General features: G+C 47.8%; 20 protein-coding genes, 9 tRNA genes and 3 rRNA genes. 31 read left to right on the top strand and 1 reads right to left on the bottom strand.

Features of this window, described 5'->3' with window-relative positions; translation table 11 throughout:
- Window positions 1–14: 14 nt before the first annotated feature.
- The 30 genes from rpmA to yajC all read left to right on the top strand — a co-directional run bounded on the left by rpmA (window position 15) and on the right by yajC (window position 25,025).
- Entirely contained in the window at window positions 15–326 is a 312-nt protein-coding gene (rpmA, locus tag MHB82_RS23875) for a 50S ribosomal protein L27 (protein WP_095293321.1), read from the top strand.
- A gap of 162 nt (window positions 327–488) precedes the next feature.
- Window positions 489–1,226, top strand: a complete 738-nt coding sequence (locus MHB82_RS23870; RefSeq protein WP_095361435.1) for a Spo0B domain-containing protein — start codon at window positions 489–491, stop codon at window positions 1,224–1,226.
- 15 nt (window positions 1,227–1,241) lie between these two features.
- Entirely contained in the window at window positions 1,242–2,552 is a 1,311-nt protein-coding gene (gene obgE / locus MHB82_RS23865; protein WP_095361436.1) for a GTPase ObgE, read from the top strand.
- A gap of 242 nt (window positions 2,553–2,794) precedes the next feature.
- Complete coding sequence (locus tag MHB82_RS23860; protein WP_024633956.1) at window positions 2,795–3,232, top strand: ACT domain-containing protein; 438 nt, start codon at window positions 2,795–2,797, stop codon at window positions 3,230–3,232.
- Between the two features lie 107 nt (window positions 3,233–3,339).
- Window positions 3,340–4,626, top strand: coding sequence for a homoserine dehydrogenase (locus MHB82_RS23855; RefSeq protein WP_095293333.1), 1,287 nt, complete (start codon window positions 3,340–3,342; stop codon window positions 4,624–4,626).
- Between the two features lie 114 nt (window positions 4,627–4,740).
- On the top strand, window positions 4,741–5,811 hold the full coding sequence (thrC, locus tag MHB82_RS23850; protein WP_095361438.1) for a threonine synthase: 1,071 nt from the start codon (window positions 4,741–4,743) through the stop codon (window positions 5,809–5,811).
- Window positions 5,808–6,776 carry a homoserine kinase gene (thrB, locus tag MHB82_RS23845; RefSeq protein ID WP_341176020.1) on the top strand — a complete coding sequence of 323 codons (969 nt, stop codon included), beginning with the start codon at window positions 5,808–5,810 and terminating at the stop codon, window positions 6,774–6,776. Before thrC ends, thrB begins: the two co-directional genes overlap by 4 nt.
- Complete coding sequence (gene pheA, locus MHB82_RS23840; protein ID WP_095361440.1) at window positions 6,773–7,654, top strand: prephenate dehydratase; 882 nt, start codon at window positions 6,773–6,775, stop codon at window positions 7,652–7,654. The genes thrB and pheA overlap by 4 nt, the downstream gene beginning before the upstream one ends.
- A 141-nt stretch (window positions 7,655–7,795) precedes the next feature.
- Complete coding sequence (ilvE, locus tag MHB82_RS23835) at window positions 7,796–8,680, top strand: branched-chain-amino-acid transaminase (RefSeq protein WP_095293327.1); 885 nt, start codon at window positions 7,796–7,798, stop codon at window positions 8,678–8,680.
- 193 nt (window positions 8,681–8,873) lie between these two features.
- Entirely contained in the window at window positions 8,874–10,493 is a 1,620-nt protein-coding gene (locus MHB82_RS23830; protein WP_341176019.1) for a LysM peptidoglycan-binding domain-containing protein, read from the top strand.
- Window positions 10,494–11,013: 520 nt separating this feature from the next.
- Window positions 11,014–12,565: ribosomal RNA gene (locus tag MHB82_RS23825) — 16S ribosomal RNA — on the top strand.
- Window positions 12,566–12,873: 308 nt separating this feature from the next.
- Window positions 12,874–15,801, top strand: a 23S ribosomal RNA gene (locus MHB82_RS23820).
- 75 nt (window positions 15,802–15,876) lie between these two features.
- Window positions 15,877–15,993: ribosomal RNA gene (rrf, locus tag MHB82_RS23815) — 5S ribosomal RNA — on the top strand.
- Together the 16S, 23S and 5S rRNA genes with 9 tRNA genes alongside form the textbook arrangement of a ribosomal RNA operon.
- 82 nt (window positions 15,994–16,075) lie before the next feature.
- Window positions 16,076–16,151: transfer RNA gene (locus MHB82_RS23810), tRNA-Asn, on the top strand.
- A gap of 3 nt (window positions 16,152–16,154) precedes the next feature.
- Window positions 16,155–16,226 (top strand) — tRNA-Glu (locus MHB82_RS23805).
- Between the two features lie 7 nt (window positions 16,227–16,233).
- A tRNA-Val gene (locus MHB82_RS23800) sits at window positions 16,234–16,309 on the top strand.
- Window positions 16,310–16,326: 17 nt separating this feature from the next.
- Window positions 16,327–16,400: transfer RNA gene (locus MHB82_RS23795), tRNA-Met, on the top strand.
- 27 nt (window positions 16,401–16,427) lie between these two features.
- Window positions 16,428–16,505: transfer RNA gene (locus MHB82_RS23790), tRNA-Asp, on the top strand.
- Between the two features lie 133 nt (window positions 16,506–16,638).
- Window positions 16,639–16,713: transfer RNA gene (locus MHB82_RS23785), tRNA-Gly, on the top strand.
- 8 nt (window positions 16,714–16,721) lie between these two features.
- Window positions 16,722–16,798, top strand: a tRNA-Arg gene (locus MHB82_RS23780).
- Window positions 16,799–16,813: 15 nt separating this feature from the next.
- Window positions 16,814–16,892, top strand: a tRNA-Leu gene (locus MHB82_RS23775).
- An 8-nt stretch (window positions 16,893–16,900) separates the two neighbouring features.
- Window positions 16,901–16,974 (top strand) — tRNA-Pro (locus tag MHB82_RS23770).
- 156 nt (window positions 16,975–17,130) lie between these two features.
- Entirely contained in the window at window positions 17,131–17,823 is a 693-nt protein-coding gene (locus MHB82_RS23765) for a BofC C-terminal domain-containing protein (protein WP_341176018.1), read from the top strand.
- A 237-nt stretch (window positions 17,824–18,060) separates the two neighbouring features.
- Window positions 18,061–18,564 (top strand): crossover junction endodeoxyribonuclease RuvC, encoded by a 504-nt coding sequence (ruvC, locus tag MHB82_RS23760; RefSeq protein ID WP_056701196.1) that lies wholly within the window; start codon window positions 18,061–18,063, stop codon window positions 18,562–18,564.
- On the top strand, window positions 18,561–19,175 hold the full coding sequence (gene ruvA, locus MHB82_RS23755) for a Holliday junction branch migration protein RuvA (protein ID WP_095359811.1): 615 nt from the start codon (window positions 18,561–18,563) through the stop codon (window positions 19,173–19,175). The genes ruvC and ruvA overlap by 4 nt, the downstream gene beginning before the upstream one ends.
- Before the next feature lie 56 nt (window positions 19,176–19,231).
- Window positions 19,232–20,242 carry a Holliday junction branch migration DNA helicase RuvB gene (gene ruvB, locus MHB82_RS23750; RefSeq protein ID WP_110822920.1) on the top strand — a complete coding sequence of 337 codons (1,011 nt, stop codon included), beginning with the start codon at window positions 19,232–19,234 and terminating at the stop codon, window positions 20,240–20,242.
- A 93-nt stretch (window positions 20,243–20,335) separates the two neighbouring features.
- Entirely contained in the window at window positions 20,336–22,420 is a 2,085-nt protein-coding gene (locus MHB82_RS23745) for a SpoIID/LytB domain-containing protein (RefSeq protein WP_341176017.1), read from the top strand.
- 7 nt (window positions 22,421–22,427) lie between these two features.
- Complete coding sequence (gene queA, locus MHB82_RS23740; RefSeq protein WP_341176016.1) at window positions 22,428–23,456, top strand: tRNA preQ1(34) S-adenosylmethionine ribosyltransferase-isomerase QueA; 1,029 nt, start codon at window positions 22,428–22,430, stop codon at window positions 23,454–23,456.
- Window positions 23,457–23,510: 54 nt separating this feature from the next.
- Window positions 23,511–24,647: a tRNA guanosine(34) transglycosylase Tgt gene (gene tgt, locus MHB82_RS23735; RefSeq protein WP_095289474.1), complete on the top strand. Its 1,137-nt coding sequence runs from the start codon at window positions 23,511–23,513 to the stop codon at window positions 24,645–24,647.
- A 66-nt stretch (window positions 24,648–24,713) separates the two neighbouring features.
- Complete coding sequence (gene yajC / locus MHB82_RS23730) at window positions 24,714–25,025, top strand: preprotein translocase subunit YajC (RefSeq protein WP_095359807.1); 312 nt, start codon at window positions 24,714–24,716, stop codon at window positions 25,023–25,025.
- 88 nt (window positions 25,026–25,113) lie between these two features.
- On the opposite strand, the gene MHB82_RS23725 is transcribed toward yajC, so the two are convergent.
- Entirely contained in the window at window positions 25,114–25,506 is a 393-nt protein-coding gene (locus MHB82_RS23725) for a TIGR04086 family membrane protein (protein WP_095359806.1), read from the bottom strand.
- A 185-nt stretch (window positions 25,507–25,691) separates the two neighbouring features.
- Here MHB82_RS23725 and MHB82_RS23720 point away from each other — a divergent pair, with 185 nt between their 5' ends.
- Complete coding sequence (locus tag MHB82_RS23720) at window positions 25,692–26,432, top strand: DUF421 domain-containing protein (RefSeq protein ID WP_095359805.1); 741 nt, start codon at window positions 25,692–25,694, stop codon at window positions 26,430–26,432.
- Window positions 26,433–26,439 lie beyond the last annotated feature (7 nt).

The raw sequence follows: 26,439 nt of genomic DNA, 5'->3' as shown, positions 1-26,439 counted from the left end.
GAGGACAACCAATCATGTTGAAATTAAATCTTCAGTTATTCGCATCGAAAAAAGGTGTAGGTTCCACGAAGAACGGTCGTGACAGTAGAGCGCAACGCCTTGGCGTTAAGCGTGCTGACGGTCAAACAGTAACTGGTGGTAGCATTCTTGTTCGCCAACGCGGAACAAAAATCCACCCAGGTACGAACGTGGGTATCGGTAAAGATGACACTTTGTTTGCGAAAGTGGACGGCGTTGTGAAATTCGAACGTTGGGGACGCGATCGCAAAAAAGTAAGCATTTACCCTGTGGACGTTGCTCCAGTAGCAGCTGCAGTAAAAGCATAATATCGGCATTCCGCCTAAGGAGCCTTCGGCAATTTTGCCGGAGGCTCTTTGTATTTAGGGTTGGTATAGATGTTTTCGATAATGAACTGGCAGAAAAGACATGTTATACTTGGTTACGGTGGGGTTTAAAACCAACCGAGTTTTGTAGAACGGGGAGAAGCCATGAAATCTTGGAAAAGAGTGCCGTGGATTGCGGCATGTTCACTTCTGATTCCTTTGGTTTTCGTTATGCTGTATCCGGCAGCCATTTCGAGTGCTGTATGCGCATTGTGGTCCGTGGCCGTAATCTTTGTTTCAATGAATGTAATGAAGAGACAGGCGGAAGCGGAACGCAGAACCATCATACAATCTATGGAAAAGACAGCAATTGCATCACTAAATCATCATCGGCATGATTGGATGAATGATCTTCAGGTGTTATATGGATATCTTCGGCTGGGCAAACTTGATAAATCCGTGCAATGTGTGGAAAGAATAAAAGAACGGGTAACCGAGGAAAGTCGGATTTCCAAATTAGGCATTCCCTCACTCGTTTTTTATCTCCAGTCTTTCCGTGCCAGTGGCGCCGCTCTGGAATTGCATGTGGAAGTCGAGGAAGAATTGCAGCTTAGTGCTCTGATCTCTCCCGAGGATGGCGAGTCGCTTACGGGCGCAATTGCAGATGCAATCAGAGCCTATCAATACGGTGGCGGCCGGTCGTCTTGGGGAGAGGTTCGCAAACTGACCTTGAACTTCGGACAAGACCATGGAGATGTGGTTGTTCGGCTGGACGGGGATCAAACACCCGATCCGGAAACATTACGGCAGCTTAATGCCGTACTAAAAGGAAAAAAAGTCAGAACGGAGCAGCTTCCGTCTGAAGACACGTTTATACAATTTAGAATGCCGTGTGGAATATAGGAAGAAGGGGTAGCCATGTTTGTAGATAAAGCGAAGATTTATGTGAAAGCCGGAGACGGAGGGGACGGAATTATTTCGTTCCGTCGTGAGAAGTATGTACCAAACGGCGGACCTGCCGGGGGTGATGGAGGCAGAGGAGCTGACATCATTTTCCGTGTGGATGAAGGTTTGCGTACATTGATGGATTTCCGTTACCAGCGTCACTTCAAGGCCCCTCGTGGTGAGAAGGGACGCAATAAAAGTCAGCATGGTGCGAACGCTGAGAACATGATTGTGCGTATCCCACCTGGGACTGTGATTTTGGATGAAGACAGTGGAGAAGTATTGGCAGACCTGACGCGTCATGGTCAACAGGTTGTCGTTGCGCGTGGTGGCCGGGGCGGCCGGGGGAATATCCGGTTTGCCACACCCAATAACCCAGCTCCTGAACTTGCCGAAAATGGTGAAGAGGGCGAAGAACGCTATATTGTGCTAGAGCTTAAAGTTATGGCGGATGTGGGTTTGGTTGGTTTTCCGAGTGTCGGGAAATCTACCCTGTTGTCCGTTGTATCAGCGGCGAAGCCGAAGATCGGAGCCTATCACTTTACGACCATTACACCTAACCTGGGCGTAGTGGGTGTAGGTGAAGGACGCAGCTTCGTTATGGCCGACTTGCCAGGACTGATTGAAGGTGCTCATGAAGGCATCGGACTTGGACATGAGTTTTTGCGCCATGTCGAACGTACCCGCATCATTATTCACGTTGTGGATATGTCTGGCTCGGAAGGACGTGATCCGTTTGAGGACTGGGTCAAAATCAACGAAGAGCTGAAGTTGTACAATCCGGTACTCGCGGAGAGACCTCAGATTGTAGCAGCGAACAAAATGGATATGCCGGAATCGGAAGAGAATCTGGAGCAATTTATGCAAAAGGTTCGTGAAGTTCAGCCGGATATTGAAATCATGCCAATCTCTTCCCTGACTCGCAGAGGAATTCAGGAACTCCTGTATCGTGCGGCTGATCTGCTTGATCAGATTCCGGACGAAGTCGTGGTGGAAGAAGTAGCAGACATATCTGAACGCAAAGTGTACAGTCTGGATAAGAAAGAGGACGAAGGTTTCCGTATTGTGCGGGAGAATGAGATCTTTGTTGTTGAGAGTGCCAAGATTGATCGCATGATGAAACGGATGCAGCTGAACTCGCATGAGGCCATCCTTAAACTTGCGCGTACATTGCGTTATATGGGTGTGGATGAAGAGCTCCGTAAACGTGGTGCTGTAGAAGGCACGATTGTGCGTATTGGCGATTTCGAATTTGAATTCGTAGAAGGCAGCAGCTACTATTAAGTTTGGTATGTAAACTTTAATGTATGGCTGGCAAATATAAAGTACATGTAAACGCAGAGAAGTGGGAAATGACCCGCTGCTCTGCGTTTTTTTGTTTTTACCTAACATGAGGCAGGGAGAACCTTGTATACTTTGAGAAACCGTTTTGAAAAAAATAGACATGTAACGTATTGCCCTTTTAGTATAGATCCGATATAATGTCCACTATATGAAAACATGAGTCTTTGAGGAGAGGACGTTCTGTGAATGAACGCTATTACTTAGTACGGGAAGACATTTTGCCGGAAGCCGTGGTGAAGACGATGCAGGTTAAAGAGCTGCTTGCTTCGGGGGATGTCAAAACAGTGCATGAAGCGGTAGAGCAGGTCGGATTAAGCCGAAGTGCTTTTTACAAGTATAAGGATGGAATTCACCTCATCAACCAATTGGAACGGGAAAGAATCGTCACTATATCGATTGATCTGGAGCATCAGTCTGGTATATTGTCTCGCGTGTTGGGACATGTGGCTGGATATGGAGCCAACGTACTCACGATTAATCAGAGTATCCCGCTTCAAGGAAGAGCCAATGTCGTTATATCGGTAGAGACGTCACATCTTCACGGAGAAATCGGTGAAATGTTGGATCGGATGCAGGATATGCCGGGGGTTCGGCGCACACGGATTGTAGGTCAGGGCTAACTGGATTTTATCTCATAACGTCCGGATATATGAAAAAAACTGCTTCATTGTACATAAAGAGTGTACAGAGGTGGCAGACATAAAAGACATTAGGGGGTAGATCGTTAGTGAAACCGGTAAAAGTAGGATTATTGGGGCTCGGAACAGTAGGTACCGGGGTTGTTCGCATCGTGGAAGGGAACCAAGAGGATCTGAGCAGTCAGGTCGGCTCACCAATTGTTATCGAGAAGATTTCTGTAAAAAATACGGTTAAGGATCGCGTCATTGCAGTGGATCGAGCCAAACTGACAGAAGATCCGTGGGAAGTGATTCGCCACCCGGATATCGATGTGATCGTGGAGGTTATGGGTGGTATCGAACAGACGAAGGAGTACATTCTTGAAGCGCTGGAGCGGGGGAAACATATTGTCACGGCAAATAAGGACCTGATGGCTCTCCATGGCTCCGAGATATTGGCGAAGGCACAGGAGAAGAAATGTGATGTCTTCTATGAAGCCAGTGTGGCCGGTGGGATTCCCATTATCCGCACCCTGATTGAAGGTTTCTCCTCTGACCGGATTACCCGTATTATGGGTATTGTGAACGGAACAACGAACTTTATTTTGACCAAAATGAGCCAGGAAGGCGCTTCTTATGAAGAGGTTCTTGCAGAGGCACAGGCTCTGGGTTATGCAGAAGCCGATCCAACTTCGGATGTGGAGGGACTGGATGCCGCGCGCAAAATGGCAATACTGGGAACACTGGGTTTCCGCACCAATGTGGAGCTCCAAGATGTGGCGGTTAGTGGTATTTCGTCCGTAACCCGTGAGGACATTACGTATGCCAGAAGACTTGGGTATGAGATGAAACTGCTTGGAATTGCGGATTGCCGTGATGATGAGATCAATATCAGTGTTCAGCCTACCATGGTAAGACAGAGTCACCCGATTGCCTCCGTTAATGGCGTGTTTAATGCGGTGTATGTACATGGGGAAGCAGTAGGCGAAACGATGTTCTATGGTGCGGGTGCAGGTGAACTTCCGACAGCCACTTCCGTTGTTGCAGATCTGGTAGCTGTGATCAAAAATTTGAAGCTTGGCGTAAACGGACTTAAAGCCATCGTTCCTTACAAGCAGAAGCGTCTGCAAAGCGATGAACAGATTATGTCTAAGAACTTCATTTTGCTGCACGTGGACGACAAAGCGGGCGTTTTGGCGCAAATTACGCAGATTTTTGCCGAGTATGAAGTCAGCCTGGCTTCGGTTGTTCAACAGCCGAACGAGCATAACCCGGATGCCGAGATCATCATCGTTACTCACAATGCAAGCAAGGCAAGCATGGATAAAGTGTTGAAACACTTTGAATCTCTTAGCGTCATACGCCGCATCAAGAGTGTATATCGGGTTGAGGGGTAAGGTTATTTTTCTAATCCTGTACCGTTGCTTGGTTAAATTGAATGTACAATCTTTTAATACTATAAATTCAGGTCTTCATATTCGTAATACTTAATCATAAAGGAGCTTACTACAATGAGATATCAAGGATTGCTGCAAACGTACAAAGAGTACCTTCCGGTTAATGAAAATACACCTATGCTTACGCTTCAGGAAGGAAACACCCCACTCATTCACGCCGAAAATCTGTCCAAGGAACTTGGACTGAATCTATATTTTAAATACGAAGGCTTGAATCCAAGTGGTTCTTTCAAAGACCGCGGTATGGTAATGGCTGTTGCGAAAGCAATGGAAGAGGGCAGCCGTACCATCATGTGTGCCTCCACAGGTAATACTTCTGCAGCTGCTGCAGCATATGCAGCACGTGGTGGTCTGAACTGTATCGTATTGATTCCTAACAATAACATCGCACTGGGCAAGTTGGCACAGGCCATGATCTACGGGGCCAAAGTGATTGCGATTAACGGTAACTTCGACCGTGCACTGGAAATTGTACGTGAGATTACAGCGAAGCACCCTATCACACTGGTGAACTCTGTGAATCCTTATCGCATCGAAGGTCAAAAAACAGCTGCATTTGAAGTGGTTGATCAACTGGGTCAAGCACCTGACGTACTGGCAATTCCAGTCGGCAATGCAGGGAATATCTCTGCTTACTGGAAAGGCTTCAAAGAATACAAAGAGGCGGGAAAATCGGATTCCTTGCCGAGGATGGTTGGGTTCGAAGCAGAAGGCGCGATGGCAATCGTTAAGGGAGAGCCGATTCTTGAGCCTGAAACTGTGGCCACTGCGATCCGCATTGGTAACCCGGCTAGCTGGAAGACCGCTGTGAGTGCGGCTGAAGAGTCCGGTGGACAGATCAATTATGTAACGGACGAGGAAATTTTGACAGCATATCGTACAATTGCAGCACGGGAAGGGATCTTCGCTGAACCGGCATCGGCTGCTTCGGTTGCAGGAGTATATAAATTGAAGCAGGAAGGATACTTTAAAGGCGGAGAGACGGTTGTATGTGTCTTGACGGGTCATGGTTTGAAAGATCCGAACATCGCGATCAAAACGGTAGCAACAGAGCCGCTTGTAGTAGATGATTCGGAAGAAGCGGTTATGGCGGCTATTGCACAGCTGGAGCAGCAATCCGTATGAGTTTGCAGCAACGAGTTACAGTAAAAGTACCTGCAAGTACAGCCAATCTGGGTCCAGGGTTCGATACCCTGGGCATGGCATTGTCTTTGTATGCCTGGATTGAGATGAAGCCGTCCGAACAGACGGTGTTTCATCTGTATGGAGATCATCTGAATGGTTTGCCAACGGATAGATCCAATCTAATCTACGAAGTCGCACAGATGGTATTCAATGAAGCAGGCGTGTCTGTTCCTGAACTGGAGATTTCCATGTTTTCGGATATTCCTCTTACCCGCGGACTGGGAAGCAGCGCATCTGCCATTGTTGGTGCTTTGGCTGCCGCGAACGCATTAATTGGTTCTCCGCTATCGGACGATAAGCTAATGGATATGGCTACTTCGCTTGAAAAGCACCCGGATAATGTGGGGGCTTCTCTATATGGGGGTATTATTGCGGCTGCTTGGGATGGCATTCGTGTGGATCACATCCGTATTGAGCCGCATCAGGATTTACAGACGTTGGTCATTGTGCCAGACTTCGAACTATCGACTTCCAAAGCAAGAAATGTCGTTCCACAGCAATTTGACAAGTCGGATGTCGTGCATAATATCAGCAGGTCTTCCCTGCTGGTTGCAGCGCTGGCAAGCGGGCGACTGGATATGATACAAAGGGCGATGCTGGATCGTATTCACCAACCATACCGGGCATCTTTGGTACCCGGCATGACTGAAATATTGGAACATGCTGTAGAGCATGGTGCTTTGGGAGCTGCACTAAGTGGAGCCGGACCAACTGTTCTGACATTGGTGGATCGGCATGATCCCCGCAAAGCCGAGCTGGAACAGTATTTGATGGAGACCATGGGCAAGGAAGGCATTAATGCAACGCCGCTATGGCTGGATCCGGACCTGGACGGTGTAACCGTACTGCCTGATCAAGATGAACGTCCTTTTTTGGACAGAATTAAAGGGGAAGTTAAAGCATGAAACGAATTGCCGTATTACCTGAAGGCTCCGTCTCCCATGAGGCTGTAGAATTTCTGTTTAATGGGGAACCGCTCGAGCTGCTTCATTCCAAGCTGATTTCTGATGTGTTTCGCGCCACGGATAGTGGCAAGTCACAATATAGCGTCATTCCTATTGAAAATACAATTGAAGGCTCCGTTAGTTTGCATATGGACTGGCTGGTTAACGAAGTGGATATTCCAATGCAAGCGGAGTGGGTGTATCCCTCCATACAAAATGTGATTGGACATGGTTCCGAGTTCGCTGACGGGAACGGGGCATACGACTTCAGCAAAATCACCAAGATCATGTCCCATCCGGTAGCTATTCCGCAGTGCCAGAACTTTATCCGTCTTCATTCGCCGAATGCTGAACTTGAGGGCGTCAATAGTACGGCAGAAGCGGTCGAGTTGGTAAAAAAGAATCCCGGAAAGGGCTGGGCCGCTATTGGCACCCGCCTTGCTGCACAAAAGCATGGATTGGATATCATGGCTGAACGGGTGACTGATCATGATAACAATTACACCCGTTTTGTACTTATTGGTCATGAGCCAGTACAGATTCAACGTGAGCCAGATCATGTGAAAACAAGTTTGCTGGTTACACTGCCTGAAGATGCACCTGGTGCTCTGCATCAGGTATTGTCCGCATTCGCCTGGAGAAAGCTGAATTTGACTAGGCTGGAGTCTCGTCCTACGAAGAAAAGGCTGGGCAGTTACTATTTTTATATCGATGTTGAGGAAACCGTAGAATCCGTATTGCTCACAGCAGCCATGGCTGAGATCGAGGCATTGAATTGTCAGGTTCGTGTTCTGGGCAGCTATCCCTGTTATACATATCCTTCTTTGAAAACCACCTGATAAATGGGTAGGATCTGTTGAGGATTGGCACTGAGATAGGTAAACGTGAACTTAAAAACTTGCCACATGTTGTACAATGTTATGGAAGAATTCAAGATTCGGGAATTAATGATTGGAAATTAAACGGAGGTGCAGTCATCCATGTCAGAACAGTGGATTTATCTGGATGGTCAATATGTAACCAAGGAGAACGCAACCGTTTCCGTGTATGATCACGGCTTTTTGTATGGGGACGGAATTTTCGAAGGTATCCGTATTTATAACGGCAATATTTTCAGATGCAAAGCGCATTTGGACCGTTTATACGATTCGGCAAAATCGATCAGTTTGAACATTCCTTTATCCTATGATGAAATGCTAGAAGTAATGGCAGAAACAGTTCGCCGCAATGATATGCGTAACGGCTATATCCGTTTAATCGTATCTCGTGGACCTGGTAATCTGGGTCTGGATCCGCTGCGCTGCCCGAAAGCGTCTGTTATTATTATTGTGGAGCAGCTGGCGATTTATCCTGAGGAAGCATATCTTACAGGGTTAAAGGCCGTATCTGTATCTCAACGCCGGAATATCCCGGATGCACTGAATCCCAAAATCAAATCATTAAATTATCTGAATAACATACTTGTTAAAATCCAGTCCAACTATGCAGGTGTTGGCGAAGCAATCATGCTGAATTCCCAAGGATATGTTACCGAAGGATCAAGTGACAACATTTTCATTATCAAAAATGGGGTAGTCTACACACCGCCTTGTTACCTCGGAGCTCTGGAAGGTATTACGCGTCAGGCAATTATTGACCTGTGTGGTGAACTCGATCTGGAGTTAAAAGAAGTTCCGTTTACCCTGCATGATGTGTATATCGCTGACGAAGTCTTTTTCACGGGGACAGCCGCAGAAGTCATCGCTGCATATGAGGTTGATGGAAGAACAATTGGTTCGGGTGTAGCAGGCCCAGTCACATTGAGATTGCTCGAAGCGTTCCGTCAAATTGTAGATAAAGACGGTTATAAGGTTTGGGAAGCTTAACCCTTCTAAACAAATTGAAGTGGAATATCCTTCTTGTCCAATAAGATCAGCATCCCACTTAGGGTGCGGGTTTTGGAGGCGGGGAGGATTTTTTTTGTTTAGATGATGTCATTAGCCCAGTTTCTGCATAGGATGTAGTAACGGTATGGGCGAATGCACTGCCCAAGTAACACGTCTAGGAGGTTAGTTCCCCGTGAAAATACACATGGTGAAAAAAGGCGACACGCTATATTTACTGTCCCAAAAATATAATGTGGGCCTGGACAAAATAATTGCGGCTAATCCGCAAATTACTGATCCCGACAAGCTGGATATCGGTATGAAAGTTAAAATTCCTGCAGATCCAGTAACACCAAAACCAGAAGGAATACTGCACAGTCACAAAGTCCAGCAGGGTGATTCTTTATGGAAGCTGTCTCAGGCTTGGGGAGTCTCTTTGAAGGATATGATCAACGCAAACCCTCAGTTGAAAAACCCGAACGCCCTGCTTGTAGGAGAGACAGTCTATATCCCGTCCCAACCTGTTCAGGGAAATACGGTTACAGGAAGCAGTACGGGTAATGTTGCTGCTCATGAAAAGCTTTCACCTGAAGGCAAGGAATATACAGGTGTCAAAGAAGAGCCAGCACCACCAGCACCAGCACCGGAAATACCTAAGGCAGTAGAAGAGACGCCAGCTCCTACTCCTACACCAGCACCTTTACCAGCAAATCCTGTCATCCCAAATGTGATGCCTGAATTGGAAGTGCTGCCGCAGTTACCTGAGCTCCCTGAGGTTAAACCGGAGAAGGCACCTGAGAAAAAAGAACAGGTCGCCCCAGTTGCCGAAGTACAGCCTTTGCCTGAAGTGCCAACATACACTATGCCTAATCTTTCTCCTGAAATTATGCCGCTACCAGTCATCCCTAATACGAAGTCGCCGTCTGACGTTTCACCTGCGAGCAAATCTCCTTGTGGCTGTGGAAAAAAAATGCATCATGCGCCGGCTGAGCATCCATATGCTCAAATCCCTGTCCCTGTGCAAGAGGTTTATGCTGCTCCTGAATCATCACATATTGCTGGGTTTAATCACAATTCTGGGTTCCCAGGGTTACCTGAAGCTACTCCTTATTCGGTGAGCCCTTCTTACCAAGGTCAATGGACAGAGCAGAACCACAATAACTATACGCCAAATTTGGCTCCTGAACATCAGCAGGAAAATTTTTATCCAGTCGCACCCGCTGCACAAGTCAACAGCCCGTTCCCTCCATTTGTTGCTGATACACATATGAACCAGCAGCCGTTTATTTCCCCTTACTCAACACTTCCTTATCCACCTTGTGGATGTGGCGGACATATGCATCACCCGCATTACGGTCACCCTGGATACAATTATCAGGATCCTGCTTGGGGAATGTATGGTTCATATGACCCGTACGGTGTACAGACGCATATGGGGCCAAACAGTGTACCAAACCAGCCCGTAGAGTATGCATATCAGAATCCGTATCCTTCACAAAACATGGTGCCCCCATCTCCTCTCGGAGCTTTTGGGGAACTGTACCCAGCTCAAGGCAATGTTGGAACTAAAAAAGGTGGACGTGAAGAAGCGGATTTAAGCCAGTCCAATGTATCGGGAGAAGAAGTAACGGATGCAGGAGGCAAAACCAAGCAAGCTTCTGCAAAAACCGGCACGGCAAAACGCAGAACAAGCAAATCAAGTGGTAAAAGAACATCCAAAGTATCTGTTTCTTCTGCAAATGGAAGACGTAACTCAGAGTCGGAGAAACGTAATTCAACCAAAAAACGTCGTAATCCCTGGATACAGTCTTAGTTAATACAGACAGGATCACAGATCCTTATTGTTAAAAAGGAGGCCGGCCTATGTTGAAAGGCTGGCCTCTTGCTTTAAATTTAGAGGAGAAGAATGAGGAAACGAAGGAATGTGAACAAGAAGTAAACGAAAAGTTGTAAATTAATTGTCAATAAGTTATATGTGTGATAATATATCTATACGTTTTATTTTATCCCTATCTATATTATTTCAATGGATTTTGGTAGATTTATTACGTATATAAAATCTATGAAATAAAAAAAAGAAAAAAGTGTTGCATTGATCTGACCGATATGTTATATTATTTAAGTCGCCGCTGAAACACAGCGTTGACGCGATAGAGAAATACATTAACAAGTTTGATCTTTGAAAACTGAACAACGAGTGAGTAATCATCCTGCTTGCAGGATGAACGTGAAGGTTTTTGGTACATGCCAATTGGCTGTATGAAAACTGGAACAACAAATGAGATTTTTAATCTCGTCAGATTCAAAATGAGCTAATCGCTCTTTTCAATACTTTATTGGAGAGTTTGATCCTGGCTCAGGACGAACGCTGGCGGCATGCCTAATACATGCAAGTCGAGCGGACTTGAAGAGAAGCTTGCTTCTCTGATGGTTAGCGGCGGACGGGTGAGTAACACGTAGGCAACCTGCCCTCAAGCTTGGGACAACTACCGGAAACGGTAGCTAATACCGAATACTTGCTTCCTTCGCCTGAAGGGAGCTGGAAAGACGGAGCAATCTGTCACTTGAGGATGGGCCTGCGGCGCATTAGCTAGTTGGTGAGGTAACGGCTCACCAAGGCGACGATGCGTAGCCGACCTGAGAGGGTGATCGGCCACACTGGGACTGAGACACGGCCCAGACTCCTACGGGAGGCAGCAGTAGGGAATCTTCCGCAATGGGCGAAAGCCTGACGGAGCAATGCCGCGTGAGTGATGAAGGTTTTCGGATCGTAAAGCTCTGTTGCCAGGGAAGAACGTCCTTGAGAGTAACTGCTCAAGGAGTGACGGTACCTGAGAAGAAAGCCCCGGCTAACTACGTGCCAGCAGCCGCGGTAATACGTAGGGGGCAAGCGTTGTCCGGAATTATTGGGCGTAAAGCGCGCGCAGGCGGTCATTTAAGTCTGGTGTTTAATCCCGGGGCTCAACCCCGGATCGCACTGGAAACTGGGTGACTTGAGTGCAGAAGAGGAGAGTGGAATTCCACGTGTAGCGGTGAAATGCGTAGAGATGTGGAGGAACACCAGTGGCGAAGGCGACTCTCTGGGCTGTAACTGACGCTGAGGCGCGAAAGCGTGGGGAGCAAACAGGATTAGATACCCTGGTAGTCCACGCCGTAAACGATGAATGCTAGGTGTTAGGGGTTTCGATACCCTTGGTGCCGAAGTTAACACATTAAGCATTCCGCCTGGGGAGTACGGTCGCAAGACTGAAACTCAAAGGAATTGACGGGGACCCGCACAAGCAGTGGAGTATGTGGTTTAATTCGAAGCAACGCGAAGAACCTTACCAGGTCTTGACATCCCTCTGACCGTCCTAGAGATAGGGCTTTCCTTCGGGACAGAGGAGACAGGTGGTGCATGGTTGTCGTCAGCTCGTGTCGTGAGATGTTGGGTTAAGTCCCGCAACGAGCGCAACCCTTGATCTTAGTTGCCAGCACTTCGGGTGGGCACTCTAAGGTGACTGCCGGTGACAAACCGGAGGAAGGTGGGGATGACGTCAAATCATCATGCCCCTTATGACCTGGGCTACACACGTACTACAATGGCCGGTACAACGGGCTGTGAAGCCGCGAGGTGGAACGAATCCTAAAAAGCCGGTCTCAGTTCGGATTGCAGGCTGCAACTCGCCTGCATGAAGTCGGAATTGCTAGTAATCGCGGATCAGCATGCCGCGGTGAATACGTTCCCGGGTCTTGTACACACCGCCCGTCACACCACGAGAGTTTATAACACCCGAAGTCGGTGGGGTAACCGCAAGGAGCCAGCCGCCGAAGGTGGGATAGATGATTGGGGTGAAGTCGTAACAAGGTAGCCGTATCGGAAGGTGCGGCTGGATCACCTCCTTTCTATGGAGAATCGTCTTCTGTAACGAAGACATTCAAATACAAAATCTAGCCAGGTCGGCTAGTTGCTCACTCGTTGCTCAGTTTTGAGAGCTCAAACTCTCAAACAGCTTGCTTTTGCATGGAGCTTGTTCTTTGAAAACTAGATATCGAAACGAAAATTGCGAATTAGAACATTCCTTTTAGCTGAACTTGTGTTAAACAAGTTTCAAATATTAGCGAAAACTGCTTTGCGATGGTATCGAATGGGAACGGCTTTTGGATTTGCACAAGCAAACCAAGGGAAGTGAGAAGTCGAAACCGGAGCAATTGGTTAAGCTACTAAGAGCACACGGAGGATGCCTAGGCGCTAGGAGCCGATGAAGGACGTGGCGAACAACGATACTGCCTCGGGGAGCTGTAAGCAAGCTTTGATCCGGGGATGTCCGAATGGGGAAACCCAGCTGGGGTAATATCCAGTTACTCATAACTGAATACATAGGTTATGTAGAGGCATACCAGGGGAACTGAAACATCTAAGTACCTTGAGGAAGAGAAAACAATAGTGATTCCGTCAGTAGCGGCGAGCGAACGCGGAGAAGCCCAAACCAGAGAGCTTGCTCTCTGGGGTTGTGGGACGTCTCACATGGAGTTACAAAGGAGCCGGTTAAACGAAGAGGTCTGGAAAGGCCCGCCAAAGAAGGTAAAAGCCCTGTAATTGAAAGTCTGCTCTCTCCGAGACGGATCCCGAGTAGTGCGGGGCACGTGAAACCCCGTATGAATCCGGCAGGACCATCTGCCAAGGCTAAATACTTCCTAGCGACCGATAGTGAAGCAGTACCGTGAGGGAAAGGTGAAAAGCACCCCGGAAGGGGAGTGAAATAGAACCTGAAACCGTGTGCTTACAAGAAGTCAGAGCCCATTTTAGGGGTGATGGCGTGCCTTTTGTAGAATGAACCGGCGAGTTACGTTCCCGTGCAAGGTTAAGGTGAAGAGCCGGAGCCGCAGCGAAAGCGAGTCTGAATAGGGCGACATAGTACGTGGACGTAGACCCGAAACCGGGTGATCTACCCCTGTCCAGGGTGAAGGTGCGGTAACACGCACTGGAGGCCCGAACCCACGCACGTTGAAAAGTGCGGGGATGAGGTGGGGGTAGCGGAGAAATTCCAATCGAACTCGGAGATAGCTGGTTCTCCCCGAAATAGCTTTAGGGCTAGCCTCGGAAAACAGAGTCGTGGAGGTAGAGCACTGATTGGGTGCGGGGCCCGCAAGGGTTACCAAGCTCAGTCAAACTCCGAATGCCATAGACTTACTTCCGGGAGTCAGACAGTGAGTGCTAAGATCCATTGTCAAAAGGGAAACAGCCCAGACCATCAGCTAAGGTCCCCAAGTGTGTGTTAAGTGGGAAAGGATGTGGAGTTGCACAGACAACCAGGATGTTGGCTTAGAAGCAGCCACCATTGAAAGAGTGCGTAATAGCTCACTGGTCGAGTGACTCTGCGCCGAAAATGTAACGGGGCTAAACACACCACCGAAGCTATGGCTTGATGCTTTGCATCAGGGGTAGGGGAGCGTTGTATAAGGGTTGAAGGTGTACCGTAAGGAGCGCTGGACATTATACAAGTGAGAATGCCGGTATGAGTAACGAAAAGATCAGTGAGAATCTGATCCGCCGAAAGCCTAAGGGTTCCTGAGGAAGGCTCGTCCGCTCAGGGTAAGTCGGGACCTAAGGCGAGGCCGAAAGGCGTAGTCGAAGGACAACAGGTCGAAATTCCTGTACCACCGTAAATCGTTACGAGCGATGGGGGGACGCAGTAGGGTAGTGACGCAGACTGATGGATGTCTGTCCAAGCAGTAAGGCTGATGTGTAGGCAAATCCGCACATCCTAAGGCTGAGCTGTGATGGGGAGTGAAAATTACAGTAGCGAAGGTCATGATCTCACACTGCCAAGAAAAGCCTCTAGCCAGATGAAGGTGCCCGTACCGCAAACCGACACAGGTAGGCGAGAAGAGAATTCTAAGGCGCGCGGAAGAACTCTCGTTAAGGAACTCGGCAAAATGACCCCGTAACTTCGGGAGAAGGGGTGCCCCGGTAGTGTGAATAGCACGAGGGGGCCGCAGTGAAAAGGCCCAAGCGACTGTTTAGCAAAAACACAGGTCTGTGCGAAGCCGTAAGGCGAAGTATACGGGCTGACGCCTGCCCGGTGCTGGAAGGTTAAGGGGAGCGGTTAGGGAGTAATCCCGAAGCTGTGAACCGAAGCCCCAGTAAACGGCGGCCGTAACTATAACGGTCCTAAGGTAGCGAAATTCCTTGTCAGGTAAATTCTGACCCGCACGAATGGCGTAACGACTTGGGCGCTGTCTCAACGAGAGATCCGGTGAAATTTTAATACCTGTGAAGATGCAGGTTACCCGCGACAAGACGGAAAGACCCCATGGAGCTTTACTGCAGCTTGATATTGAATTTGGGTACGATCTGTACAGGATAGGTGGGAGCCTTTGAAGCATGAGCGCCAGCTTGTGTGGAGGCACCGTTGGGATACCACCCTGATCGTATCTAGGTTCTAACCTGGTGCCCTTAGCGGGTACGGGGACAGTGTCAGGTGGGCAGTTTGACTGGGGCGGTCGCCTCCTAAAGAGTAACGGAGGCGCCCAAAGGTTCCCTCAGAATGGTTGGAAATCATTCGAAGAGTGCAAAGGCATAAGGGAGCTTGACTGCGAGACCTACAAGTCGAGCAGGGACGAAAGTCGGGCTTAGTGATCCGGTGGTACCGCATGGAAGGGCCATCGCTCAACGGATAAAAGCTACCCTGGGGATAACAGGCTTATCTCCCCCAAGAGTCCACATCGACGGGGAGGTTTGGCACCTCGATGTCGGCTCATCGCATCCTGGGGCTGAAGTAGGTCCCAAGGGTTGGGCTGTTCGCCCATTAAAGCGGTACGCGAGCTGGGTTCAGAACGTCGTGAGACAGTTCGGTCCCTATCTGTCGTGGGCGTAGGAAATTTGAGAGGAGCTGTCCTTAGTACGAGAGGACCGGGATGGACGTACCGCTGGTGTACCAGTTGTTCCGCCAGGAGCACCGCTGGGTAGCTATGTACGGACGGGATAAGCGCTGAAAGCATCTAAGCGTGAAGCCCCCCTCAAGATGAGATTTCCCAGTATGTAAGACCCCTTGAAGACGACGAGGTAGATAGGCTGGGGGTGGAAGTGCAGTAATGCATGGAGCTGACCAGTACTAATCGGTCGAGGGCTTATCCAAATTGCAGGTTTTGATTGCAAGTTTCGTTTCGGATCTAGTTTTCAGAGAATAATCTCTGAGTGTATAGCAGCATCGTTTGGTGGCGATAGCGGAGGGGTTCCACACGTACCCATCCCGAACACGACCGTTAAGCCCTCTAGCGCCGATGGTACTTGGACCGAAGGGTCCTGGGAGAGTAGGACGCTGCCAAGCGAACTCTTTCATCTTACATAGGAAACAGGCTTTGCATGTTAACGTTGTATGATGTTGCGTTTGTAACATGAATACATTTTATTCCCTGATAGCTCAGTTGGTAGAGCACTCGACTGTTAATCGAGTTGTCACAGGTTCGAGTCCTGTTCGGGGAGCCATAAGGCCCGTTGGTCAAGGGGTTAAGACACCTCCCTTTCACGGAGGTAACAGGGGTTCGAATCCCCTACGGGTCATAGATATGGAGGCTTAGCTCAGCTGGGAGAGCATCTGCCTTACAAGCAGAGGGTCGGGGGTTCGAGCCCCTCAGCCTCCACCATATCACTTTTATAACGACGCGGGGTGGAGCAGCCCGGTAGCTCGTCGGGCTCATAACCCGAAGGCCGCAGGTTCAAATCCTGCCCCCGCAATTATACTTTCCTAAGAGAAAGTGATCTGGAACCGTGGTGTAGTTGGCCTAACATGCCTGCCTGTCACGCAGGAGATCGCGGGTTCGAATCCCGTCGGTTCCGCCATCTTGATTATGCTTCAGGGATGAGAATCCGTTTTGGGTTCGTCGGAGCATACACTTCGAGAGCATTAGCTTCGCAGTCTCGAACGAAGTGAGAGTATCCCGTCGGTTCCGCCATTTAATATTTAATACCGCATGCGGACGTGGCTCAGCGGTAGAGCATCGCCTTGCCAAGGCGAGGGTCGCGGGTTCGATTCCCGTCGTCCGCTCCAATTATTTTGCGCCCTTAGCTCAGCTGGATAGAGCGTTTGACTACGAATCAAAAGGCCGGGAGTTCGAATCTCTCAGGGCGCGCCATTATAAAACTTATTTGCCGGCGTGGCGGAATGGCAGACGCGCTCGACTCAAAATCGAGTGGGAAACCGTGGAGGTTCGAGTCCTCTCGCCGGTATAACATAACGGGATGTAGCTCAGCTTGGTAGAGCACCTGGTTTGGGACCAGGGGGTCGCATGTTCAAATCGTGTCATCCCGATCTTAAGAAGTGGACTATCTTACTATAGATAGTCCACTTTTATATTTTCTAAAATAATGAGGAAAGTACTTTGGCTTTTTCACATTGGGTTAATTTTGCATAAAGCATAATCCTTTCGGTCACACTAGGTTTAAAAAAGTGATAGAAGGGGTTCATGTGAACACGTTTAACTTCAGAAAACAGCTTAAAAGACGATGGCGGCGTTGGAAACGAACAACATGGATGGCTGCCTCATTGGTGGCTATTACTATCCTGGCATACAGCGGGTTGTCGATTTCATCTCACATTGAGCGGTTGTTAACCACTAACTTCAGTGAAGCCGCTACAGCCATGGCTCCAGTCGCGGAAGAACGTTCCGAAGAAGAGGTACAAAGCATATTGAGACAACTTGGATCCGAGACGGATCGTTTAACTTCTGTGGTTATGGAGACGCATTATATTTGCGGAATTGAAACAGAACAATTGGGGAAGATGGCCATACCTCAATTAAAAGTGTTACTTCAACAGCATCCGGAGTGGGAGGCTGAGGTAGTGACTACGGATACATTGCAAATCAAGAAACAAGTAGATGATCTTTCACCACTATGCAAGGAACAGGCATATATCAGCGTGGATGCGGTGGGAAATCTTAATCTTTACGAAGGTCGACCTGCAGAAGAAAAAGTAATCCGTACTTTTTTTCAAATGGACGTGGGATCGCTCGAGAGTTCTTTGCCTGAAGGGATACTGGAGCAGCTACAGCAAGGTATCCGTGTACAAGACAAGGATGAATATAATAGCGTGATTTCGACTTTTAGTGATTATGCCATTGATGGACCACATAAAGAAGAGCTTCGAAATGGCGGATGAATGGATAACATCCAAAGTGGTCATACCGAGAAGTCAATCATGGGACATCGAAAGATGTCCTTTTTGTCGTAGAAAATAACGAGTCGACAAGTACAAGCATTCGTGCAGAAAAGCCAGTATGATGCCGAACCATGCACTCCTGAGATTAGACAAAGTTTTTCCTGTCGCAGGGTCTATCTTTTGTTATAATGAAATGAACGATACATATGTTCGCTTTATTGTAAGGGAGAGATGGTTTTGCGTTTTTTGGGAATAGACCCGGGGATTGCGATTGTCGGTTTTGGATTTGTGGATAAGATCGGTAGTAAAGTGGTACCCGTACAATATGGCTGCATTCAGACTGAAGCCCATACACCTGAAGAAGAACGGCTGCTTCACGTGTATGAAGGCATGGTGCAGTTGATTGATAAATACAAACCAGATGCAGTAGCACTGGAGAAACTTTTCTTTAACAGGAATGTAACTACAGCGATGTCTGTCAGTCAGGCAAGAGGCGTTATGGTACTTGCTGCTGCTCAGAAGGGACTGCCTATAGCGGAGTATACCCCAATGCAGATTAAACAGGCCATTGTAGGATACGGTAAGGCAGAGAAACGGCAGGTGCAGGAAATGGTCAAAATGTTCTTGCGTTTGCAGGCTATACCGAAGCCAGATGACGTAGCGGATGCTCTAGCTGTGGCTGTATGTCACGCGCACTCATATACATTAAATTCCAAGTTGAATGAGGTATTGCGAAAATGATTGATTTTCTAAGAGGACAGTTTGTACATGTCGAGAATGACTATATTGTGCTGGATGTTCATGGCGTGGGATACCGTGTATTCTGTCCAAATCCGTTTGCGTTTGCGAAGCAGGAAGGCGAGATCACGGTGTATACCCATCATCATGTGCGTGAAGACGCGATGCTGCTATTTGGATTTGTTACACGGGAAGAACAGCGTTTGTTCCGCAAACTAATCGAAGTATCCGGTATCGGACCAAAGGTGGCCCTGGGTATTTTGGCAGGCGGTACGCCAGAGCATGTCGTTACAGCGATCTACCAGGAGAACCTGACGTTCCTGACGAAGTTGCCGGGTATCGGCAAAAAGACAGCACAACGCATGATTTTGGATCTGAAAGACAAGCTGGATGGCTTTGGTGCAGCGGCTTATGCTACAGGCTTGTTTGCCCCACCTTCTGAGGAAGCGGGAAGCGGTTCTGCCTGGGATGAGGCTCGTGACGGTTTGAAGGCTCTCGGTTATACAGACAGTGAGCTCGATAAAGTATGGCTGAAATTGAAGAAGGATGTTACATCGGCTGATTCTGTTGATGTGTTGATGAAACGTGCGCTGCAAATGCTGTTTACGGGATAGTTAAATTTGCATATATATTATAGCAGTAGCCCGCACAAAAAAAGGTAGGGATGAACATGGATGACCGGATTATTTCCGCCAACCTGATGATGGAGGATCAGAATGTTGAACTGAGTCTTCGTCCCCGGTATCTGAATGAATATATCGGGCAAAACAAGGTCAAGGAAAACTTGAAAGTATATATTGAAGCTGCCAAATTACGCAATGAAGCATTGGATCATGTGTTGCTTTACGGTCCGCCTGGACTTGGTAAAACGACTCTTGCCAATATCGTTGCCAACGAATTGGGTGTAAACTTGCGTACCACATCGGGACCGGCAATTGAACGACCGGGTGATCTGGCTGCGCTGTTGACGAATCTGCAGGAAGGCGATGTCCTGTTTATTGACGAAATTCATCGTCTGCATCGTACCGTTGAAGAAGTAATGTATCCAGCTATGGAGGACTCTGCCCTTGATATTATGATCGGAAAAGGCCCAAGTGCCCGTTCCGTGCGATTGGATCTTCCACCATTCACCCTGATTGGGGCTACAACACGCGCTGGATTGCTGTCAGCACCACTTCGAGACCGGTTTGGTGTAATCAGTCGGTTGGAGTTTTATACCGTGGATGAGCTGGCTTATATCGTCTCACGATCTACAGAAATTTTGGGCGTTGAAATTGTTGGCGATGCTGCAGAAGAGATTGCTCTCCGTTCACGCGGGACACCGCGAATTGCCAATCGTTTGCTAAAACGGGTACGTGACTTTGCCCAGGTAAGGGGCGACGGAATCATTACCCAGGCACTGGCTGAAGAAGCGTTGAAACGGCTTCAGATTGATCCACGCGGCTTGGACGAGATTGATCATAAGATGCTTACATCCATGATTAACAGTTTCCGCGGAGGACCCGTTGGACTGGACACGATTGCAGCAACGATTGGTGAAGAAAGTCAGACGATTGAGGATGTCTATGAGCCTTATCTTCTGCAAATCGGTATGATTCAGCGTACACCAAGAGGCAGGGTTGTTACGGATCTGGCTTATCATCATCTTGGTTTGCCTATACCACCTAAGGACGGAAAGTAAACCGGGTTTCTGAAGTTCTTAAAAAACAAATTGAAGTTTTTATATAAACTTCCCGATATAACGTGTAGAAACAGCATGGAGAGGAGTTTGAACGTGGGGAAAGCATTACAAAAGAAGAAGTGGAGTCGGCGGTTAAAGGTACTGGCTGCTGCTCTCTTAACAGTGGGATGTCTGCAAGTGCCCGCTTTTGCTGCAGAGAGTAGCGGGCAGATGATTCGGGTAGCCATGTTTGCGAATCTGGGTAGCACATATAAGTCAACAACACCTCTCATTACACTTGAATCAACCGGTAAGTGGAGCATTGGATCAGAGGGTGGGGCAGGAGTTACACTTCCTGCTGGTCAAATTCGCTTCAGTGCAGATGGCTTCCGCGTGAAAGTGCTGGAAACCGGAGACTTCAAGACTGCTGCAGCAGCAGCAAAATTGCTGCAGGCGACCAGTGATAAACCATTGCTGTTCACAACGACGCTGAGCGGTAAGGCCTCGTATCAACTATACACAGGAAATTATGCGACAGAAGCTTTGGCTACACAAGCCGTTGCACGAGTACAAAAGGTGGCAGCAGCAGGGCTCGGGGGTCAAAAACCAGTGGTAACTGGAAACAAACATTTGTCAGCAGGGAGCTACAGCTCGCTTCAGGAAGCTGAGGCTGCACAGGAATCGCTCTTAGCCGCTGGTATCAATGCCATTACCGTATTGCAGTTAAGTGGTGGGGCTCAAGGATATTCAGTATGGGTCGGGGAAGCGGTAACGGACGCCGAACTAGCAGCATTGAAAAAAACGGTGGAAGTCAAGGCACCGGGAGTGAGCTTGACGTCAGTATCTGACAGCAATGTGCTCATGATTCGACAGGATGCGGGACTCAGCACAGATACGCTGAAAACTGCTCCACATTACACGATTGCAGGTAGTGAAGCAAAAGCTTATGTGCAGGGTGATGAAAGTGGGATTAAAGTGTTGGAGCGTTCCGCACGGACATACCGGGGGGACATGGAAGTTAGTATCGTAGGCGGAGATTTGGCTCTGGTTAACGTTGTTCCGCTTGAGCAGTATCTATACTCGGTAGTAGGAGCTGAAGTATATTCATCCTGGCCGGCAGAGGCTCTGAAAGTTCAGGCCGTCGCAGCTCGCTCTTACGCGCTCCAACAGGGAGAGCGATTCAAAATTGCCAATGTTGTGGATACGACACTCAGCCAAGCGTATAACGGAATAGGCTCGGAGAACGATAAAGTAACAAGTGCCGTAGATGCAACAGCAGGAGAAGTCATCAAAAGCGGTGGTAAAATCGTTGAAGCTGTATTCTCTTCCAATGCTGGGGGCCAAACGGCTCACCCATCTGAAGTATGGAACGGGGGCGCAGGCGTATTCAGTAATGTGGACAGCCCTGGAGATGCGTCAGCTCAGGCAGGTTTACACACATGGTACCATGTACTGCTAAGCTCAGGGGTTAGTGGATATATCCGTGAGGATAATGTAAAAGAATTGACGACTAAAACAGAAGCAGGATTGTCCAAAGTCACAGTCACTGCCCAAAACACCAATGTACGTCCCATTCCACTGATTCAATCCACGGTTGAACCGGTGGCCAAAATGAACCCGGGCACGGAGGCTGTTGTTTTGGCGAAAGTGGCTCAATCCAATGATTACGCGTGGGTAAGAGGACCATTTACCTCTGCTGCCTTGGTCAAAGCGTTACAAGGGAAAATAACGACCACTGCTCCGGCATCCATCTCTACCTTGGAAGTCACAAAGCGTGGACCTTCAGGAAGAGCTCTTGAAGTGAGTGCGAATGGACAACCTTTGACAGTCAAATATGCAGATACATATCGTTCTGCACTTGGAGGATTACCGAGTACTTTATTTGATATTGCAGGGACCGGAAGTTATACTGTATTAGGCGCTGACGGGCAAACCTCAAGCAAAACCGGATCAAAAGGTGCTGCTGTGTTGTCCGCTTCTGGAACGGGAACATCATCCGGTAATGCTCTTATCGTTATGAGCGGGGATGGTCAAGCCAGAGCAGTAACCGAGGGTCAAACCTTCATGTTTATCGGCCAAGGTAATGGTCACGGATTGGGCTTGTCTCAATGGGGAGCCAAAGGTATGGCAGATGAAGGGTATGATTACCAGACAATATTGAAACACTATTATCAAAATGCGACTATTGTTAAGGAATGAATTGAAAATGAATGTGAACTTATATGATTTTGAATTACCAGAGCAGTTGATTGCACAGACGCCTTTGCTTGATCGTACGGCATCGCGCCTGCTGACATTAAACAAGGAGAACGGTGAGGTTAACCATCGCTCGTTCCCGGATATCATCAATTTTCTAGAGCCTGGCGACACTTTGGTATTAAATGACACACGGGTACTGCCAGCGAGACTGTTTGGTACAAAAGAAGATACCGGAGCCAAAGCAGAGGTACTCCTGCTGAAAAATGTGGAAGGTGACCGCTGGGAAGCTCTTGTCAAACCAGGGAAGAGGCTGAAAGCCGGTTCAGTTATTGTATTCGGTGATGAACTTAAGGCTGTCATTGATGAAGAAGGCGAAATGGGTGCACGTACACTCACATTCTCCTATAATGGAATCTTCCAGGAGATCCTGGATCGCTTGGGCGAGATGCCATTGCCTCCTTATATCAAAGAGACTCTGGATGATCGTGAAAGATACCAGACGGTGTATGCAAAGCACGAAGGATCAGCAGCGGCTCCAACAGCCGGGCTGCATTTTACGGATGAGCTGCTGGATCAGATCCGTGCCAAAGGAGTTAATGTTACTTTCATTACGCTTCATGTTGGACTCGGAACGTTCCGCCCAATGTCTGTTGATGTTGTGGAAGATCATGAGATGCACGAAGAGTATTACTCCATGTCTCAGGAAACGGCGGACCTTATCAATGAAACGAAGAAACGCGGTAACCGTGTATTTGCAGTAGGAACGACGAGCTGTCGAACGCTTGAAACGGTTGGCAGCAAGTTTGAAGATGGAGAGCTTCAGGAAAGCAGCGGCTGGACCAAAATCTTTATCTACCCAGGTTATACCTTCAAAGTTATTGATGGCATGCTTACAAACTTTCATTTGCCGAAATCGACACTTGTTATGTTAGTTAGTGCACTAGCAGGCAGAGAACATATCATGAATGCATATGAGCAGGCGATTCAAGAGAAATACCGCTTTTTCAGTTTTGGCGATGCCATGTTAATCTATTGATTCACAAAGGGCATACTGAGGCTAACGATTAATTTTAGAGGATGATTAAAACCAATGGCAGCAATAACGTATGAACATATCAAAACATGTAAACAATCCGGTGCGCGTCTGGGACGTGTACATACACCGCATGGTATTATCGAGACACCAACCTTTATGCCTGTTGGTACACAGGCGACTGTAAAAACAATGAGTCCTGAAGAGTTGAAGGAGATGGATGCACAGATTATTCTGAGCAATACCTATCACCTGTTCCTCAGACCAGGACACGAGATTGTTCGCCAGGCTGGCGGTCTGCACAAGTTCATGAACTGGGATCGGCCGATTTTGACGGACAGCGGCGGGTTTCAGGTGTTTTCCCTTAGCGAGATGCGTAAGATTACGGAAGAAGGCGTTCATTTCCGTTCCCACCTGAATGGCGACAAGAAGTTCCTTTCACCTGAGGTTGCGATGGAAGTTCAGAATGCACTCGGTTCCGATATTATGATGGCATTTGATGAATGTCCTCCGTATCCGGCTGAATATGAATATGTAAAAAAATCACTCGAAAGAACGAGCCGCTGGGCGGAACGCTGCCTCGAAAGTCATGCTCGTCCGCATGATCAAGGCCTGTTTGCTATCGTACAGGGAGGCATGCACGAGGATTTGCGTCGTCAGAGCGCCGCAGATTTGACTTCCATGGATTTCCCGGGGTATGCTATTGGTGGACTGAGTGTTGGAGAGCCGAAACATTTGATGTATGGCGTATTGGATTACACAGTACCGCTGTTACCTTCCAATAAACCACGTTACTTGATGGGAGTAGGTTCGCCCGATGCATTGATTGAGGGATCGATTCGTGGAGTGGACATGTTCGACTGTGTACTGCCTACCCGGATTGCCCGTAACGGAACAACAATGACAAGCCAGGGACGACTCGTTGTTCGTAACGCCAAGTTTGCAACAGATTTTGGTCCACTGGATCCTGAATGCGATTGCTATACTTGTCGTAACTACTCCAGAGCTTACCTGCGTCATTTGATCAAAGCGGATGAAACATTTGGCTTGCGTTTGACGACCATTCATAATCTTCATTTCTTGCAGAATTTGATGCGCAATGTGCGCAAAGCCATAATGGAAGATCGTTTGCTTGATTTCCGTGATGAATTTTTCGATCAATATGGTCTTCACGACAATGACAAAGGTTTCTGATCAGGTTTTGCAGAACCGGAGAAACAAGCAGTACTTGAAAGTATAGTCGATAAGGGGGAGTTTTGAATGTTTCAGGGAATGCCTTTAACAGCAACGCAAGGCGGTGGAATTGTTTCTTTGATTGTACCTTTGGTACTCATGGTTGCGATTTTCTACTTCTTGATGATTCGTCCACAGAACAAAAAGCAAAAGCAGCGTAATGCAATGCTGAACCAGTTGAAAAAAGGCGATAAAATTGTAACGATCGGTGGCCTTCACGGTACAATCGCTGAAATTACGGATGATGTTGTTGTACTTCGTGTAAACGATGTAACTAAGCTTACATTCGACCGTAATGCAATCAGCAGTGCAGTGAGTCGTGAAACCGCTGTTGAATAGATTGTAGTTTGTTGCAGAGAACCGGATCTCCTTTGGAGGTCCGGTTCTCTTTTTCTTTTTCTCTGAATGGTCATAAGATTCAAACTTTCTACGATCTGTGTGTATTCACCCCGAAAATTCCTCCCAGTGCAGAAATCAGAAATGCACTTGCAAGCTGCAGACTGTCTTTCCAATTGAATGAAGCATCCAAAGCGAGGAAACCAATAAGCAATACGATCAGTCCATAAATGATACCGGTTAGACCTCCATGGTACCAGCCTTTTTCGCCAGACCGTTTTCCCGCTACAAATCCTCCAACCAGCAAAGACAAGCCATGAACGACATACGTGTAAAGCGAAAGTTCTTGCTCACGCATGCTGCTCATCCAGAGAAAGAGAGAGAGGATCAACGCTCCCAGTAACATCCACACAAATGCATGGCAGAGGCCCGACAAAATCGGGTTGGACATTCGAAACGAAATCACTCGGCGAATCAGCTGCATGAAGCAACCCCCTTGTACAAGTTTGAAATTAATACATTGTATGGTCAAGCCTCTGTAGTTATGAACTGTATTTTCCATTAAATGAACAATCAAGATTCGCATGAGCCTATCTGGTTCCGGTCAAAATAGGGATTACGCTTCAGGTATCTGTTTTTGTAAATCAGATGTGAAGGAGGGACCATGTTATGAATTTTTCGGATATAGGTGCACATATTTTTCGAACGATTCTCATGTATTTTATCGTCTATGGAGCCATTCGGGTTATGGGGAAAAGGGAAATAGGCAAGCTGTCCATGTTCGATCTGGTTGTGTCCATTATGCTTGCCGAGATAGCAGCATTTGTTATTGAGGATACAGATAAACCGTTGTCTCACGGCATTGTGCCGATGGTGACTGTACTTGTTGTCCAGATTGGCATGGCTTTTCTAAGTCTCAAGAGCCGTCGTTTACGACTCATGATTGATGGCAAACCGACGGTACTCATTTCCAAGGGGACACTGCATCGGGATGAAATGCGCAAACAGCGGTATAATCTGGATGACCTGCTGCTGCAGTTGCGTGAACAGAATATCGATAGTATTGGTGAAGTCGAATTTGCCATTTTGGAAACGACCGGGAAATTAACGGTTATCCCCATGGATAACTCTTCTTCGGGCCAAGGATATAGTTCATCGCAAAATAATATGAAAAAGCCCAGGCAGGACAAGATCGATGGCTTTCAAAATATTAAATATGAGGGTCTCCCCCTGCCGTTAATTATGGACGGAAAGGTCCAAGATCAAAATTTGGAGCTGATCCAGAAAACACGTTTTTGGCTGAAAAATCAGATTCAACAAAAGGGTGTGCTTGATTTTAAGGAAGTATTTATATGCTCCATCGACCACAATGGCAAAGTATTCGTAAGTTTGAAGGATGATAAAAAATAGCGACAGC

Origin of the sequence: Paenibacillus sp. FSL K6-2862, assembly GCF_038005125.1 — a bacterium.
Lineage (GTDB): Bacteria > Bacillota > Bacilli > Paenibacillales > Paenibacillaceae > Paenibacillus > Paenibacillus illinoisensis_A.
Note: the sequence above shows the minus strand (reverse complement) of the source record. Positions and strands in the feature narration are given on the sequence as shown.